Genomic DNA, 3241 nt, shown 5'->3' on the forward strand with positions numbered 1-3241 from the left:
GGCAGCGGCAGGGGCGGCCGCGGCAGCCGGAGCGGCGGCGCCGGTGGCGGCATGACTGCCGCCAATGGTGCCCGAGACGCTGCGCTGGGCCATCGCAGGCGCGGCGGCCAGGGCCGCCGCGCAGAGCAGAGTAAAGATCAGTCCGTGCTTCATTTATTCAATTTTCGGATACGTTCGGACGGCGTGATGATGTCGGTCAGGCGGATACCGAATTTGTCGTTGACCACCACCACCTCGCCCTGGGCGATCAGGCAGCCGTTGACCAACACATCCATCGGTTCCCCGGCCAGGCCATCCAGTTCCACCACCGAGCCCTGCGCCAATTGCAGCAGGTTCTTGATGGCGATCTTGGTCCGGCCCAGTTCGACCGTCAGCTGCACCGGGATATCGAGGATGAAATCGATATCGTTATGCGTCTCTGTCTTGTTGGGGGTGTTGGAAAAGTCCTTGAACACGGCGGCGCTGGCCGCTTGCGCGGCCTGTTGCTTTTCCAGCGCGGCGGCTTCCGCCTGCGCTTGTTCGGCGATCGCCGCACCCCATGGATCGTCTTCGTCCAGCGGTTGATCGTCTTGGTTGTCCGACATGATTCTCTCCGTTTTTACTTATTTAAGGTTATCGGTGTTGGCCAGCAGTTTCTCGACCTTGAGCGCGTACTGGCCGTTCATCACACCATAGCTGCAATCCATCACCGGCACCCCATCCACCGTGGCGGAGATGAATTCCGGGATCGACAGCGGGATGATGTCGCCCACCCGCATGTTCAGGATCTCGTCGAAATTGACCTTGGCCGTGCCCAGCGAGGCCACCACTTCCACTTCGGCGATCTGGATCTGCTGCGTCATCAGGCGGATCCAGCGCTTGTCGACTTCCAGCGCCTCGCCCTGCAGGCTGGAGGTCAGCGAATCGCGGATCGGCTCGATCATCGAATACGGCATGCAGAAGTGGATCTGGCCCGACACCGAGCCCAGCTCGACGGTGAAGGTGGACGCCACCACCACCTCGTTCGGGGTGGCGATGTTGGCGAACTGGGTATTCATTTCGGAGCGGATGTATTCGAACTCGACCGGATACACCGGTTCCCACGACTTGGTGTAGGCCTCGAACACGATGTCCAGGATGCGCAGGATGATGCGCTGCTCGGTCTGGGTAAAGTCGCGGCCCTCGACGCGGGTGTGGAAACGGCCGTCGCCGCCGAACAGATTGTCCACCAGCAGGAACACCAGGCCCGGATCGAACACCATCAGCGCGGTGCCGCGCAGCGGCTTCATGTGCACCAGATTCAGGTTGGTCGGCACCACCAGGTTGCGGATGAATTCGGAATATTTCGATACCCGCACCGAACCCACCGACACCTCGGCGCTGCGGCGCAGGAAGTTGAACAGGCCGACCCGCAGCAGGCGGGCGAAACGTTCGTTGATAATTTCCAGCGTCGGCATACGCCCACGCACGATCCGTTCCTGGGTCGCCAGGTTATAGGTTCGTACTCCCGCAACGTCTTCCGCCGCCGCAACGTCGTCCTGATCGCCGTTGACGCCCTTCAGAAGGGCATCGACTTCTTCCTGGGAGAGAAAATTATCAGCCATGATTCCGCTTATTTTCTACGTGATTACTGAATGATGAAGGATGTGAACAACACGTCTTCGATTTCCTGCGGCGAACCGCGGTCCTCGAACGGTTCACGCAACTGGGTAACGATTTCCTTGGCCAGCGCCACCTTGCCTTCCGGCGTGTTGATGTCGGCCGCGTGCTTGCTCGACAGCAGCAACAGCATGCGGCTGCGCACCTTGGCCATATTGGCCTTGACGTTTTCCTTTTCCTCCAGGCCGCCCACTTCCAGCGTGAACGCCACCTGCAGATACTGATCGGCGCCACTCTCGCCCGGCTGCAGATTGACGGTGAACGGCTCGACCGGCAGATATTCCGGCGGACCGACCGGCTTCTTGGCCTTTTTCCCCTTCTTGGCCGGCGCTTCGTCATGGTCCTCGGCATCGGCCTTGCCGTGCAAGAAGAACCAGGCTGCCCCGCCACCGCCGGCCCCCAAGACCAGAACCAGTGCCAGGATGATGATGATCAGTTTTTTGCTGCCACCGCCCGCAGGCGCTTCAACTTTCTGATCGGCTTTCATTTTTGGGTTCGCTTTCAAAATAGCCCTTCATGCAGCGGAAGTGGTTCACGCCGCCATTATGTCATTATCAGTTGTACATGGGCAGCGAGATACGCCGAATAGAGAGGCGATCACAGCGCTGCTTGACGTTTCCGTAGTGTAACAGACAACAAAACCGGGAGGGGCGCTGACGCCGGTCCCGGTTGATGGCGGCATGTGGCTAATCAGGCGAAAGTATCGACCGCGCCGGCCGGCAAGCGGCGTACCGGCGGCGCGCTGCGCGTGACTTCGGCATCGCTGCCGCTGTCGCTGCCATAGCTGGCGCCCGAACCGGAGCGGCCGCCACCGCCACCACCGCCGCTCTGCGCGGTGCTGGCCTGCTGGCTATAGGCGTTGTTGCTTTGATCCGACGTTCCGGCCGACACGGTCGCGCTGCCGAGCTGGATGCCGGCGTCGCTCATCATCTCTTTCAGCTTGGGCAGGGCGTTTTCCAGCGCCTGGCGCACTTCCGGCGTGGCCGAGGTGAAGGCGGCGGTGGCCTGGTCCTTGTTCACGCTCAGCACCACTTGCAGCGGGCCGAGATCGGGCGGATTCAGTTCCATGGTGGCGCTTTGTTCGCCGCCAGCCGCCATGAAGACGATTTTCTGGCCCAGTTGCTGGTCCCACGCCTGGCTGCCGACCCGGCTGCTGAGCTTGTCGGTGGCGACGCTGGTCGCGGCCTTGGCCAGTTCCTGCGTCGCATGGCTGGCGGTCGGCGCGATGGTGATCGCGGCCTGCTCCTTCAGCGCGGCGGTGGCTTCGGCATTGACTGTGGTGGTAGCTTTCTGGCTGGCGGCCAGCTGGGCCGGATCGGCGCTGGTCTGCTGGGTCTGTTGGCTCTGCTGGGTTTGCGATACCTGCGGCTGTGTCTCGCCGGCCGTGGTGGCCTTGGTTTCAATGCGATTGATGACGTCGGCGCCGGTTTTCGGTGCGGCGTCGGCCACGGTGGCGTCGGCAGGTTGGTCCGGCTTGGTGTCGGCCGTGGTGGCCGGCGCGACCGGAACGGTGGTGGCCGCGACGGCTTGGGTATCGGTGCTGGCGCTGGTGTTGGCGCTGGCGCTGGCGCCGGCGGCGGCCTTGGCGGCGGCTGCGGCGGCC

At 62.7% G+C, this 3241-nt stretch carries 4 protein-coding genes; all 4 read right to left on the reverse strand.

The genetic code is table 11. From position 1 onward, the window contains the following. Positions 1–149: 149 nt before the first annotated feature. Positions 150–584 carry a flagellar motor switch protein FliN gene (gene fliN / locus GJ699_RS33795; RefSeq protein ID WP_154383799.1) on the reverse strand — a complete coding sequence of 145 codons (435 nt, stop codon included), beginning with the start codon at positions 582–584 and terminating at the stop codon, positions 150–152. Between the two features lie 18 nt (positions 585–602). Continuing rightward, positions 603–1583: a flagellar motor switch protein FliM gene (gene fliM, locus GJ699_RS33800; RefSeq protein WP_154383800.1), complete on the reverse strand. Its 981-nt coding sequence runs from the start codon at positions 1581–1583 to the stop codon at positions 603–605. A gap of 23 nt (positions 1584–1606) precedes the next feature. Then, positions 1607–2125: a flagellar basal body-associated protein FliL gene (fliL, locus tag GJ699_RS33805; protein ID WP_154383801.1), complete on the reverse strand. Its 519-nt coding sequence runs from the start codon at positions 2123–2125 to the stop codon at positions 1607–1609. 203 nt (positions 2126–2328) lie between these two features. Beyond that, on the reverse strand, positions 2329–3241 hold a 913-nt coding region (locus tag GJ699_RS35070), incomplete at its 5' end, for a flagellar hook-length control protein FliK (protein ID WP_195763719.1).

This window comes from Duganella guangzhouensis (assembly GCF_009674535.1).
GTDB classification, from domain to species: domain Bacteria; phylum Pseudomonadota; class Gammaproteobacteria; order Burkholderiales; family Burkholderiaceae_D; genus Rugamonas; species Rugamonas guangzhouensis.

Bases quoted from the DNA above. Each gene is read 5' to 3' on its own strand.
- fliN (WP_154383799.1), bottom strand. From the start codon at position 584: ATGTCGGACAACCAAGACGATCAACCGCTGGACGAAGACGATCCATGG.
- fliM (WP_154383800.1), bottom strand. From the start codon at position 1,583: ATGGCTGATAATTTTCTCTCCCAGGAAGAAGTCGATGCCCTTCTGAAG.
- fliL (WP_154383801.1), bottom strand. From the start codon at position 2,125: ATGAAAGCCGATCAGAAAGTTGAAGCGCCTGCGGGCGGTGGCAGCAAA.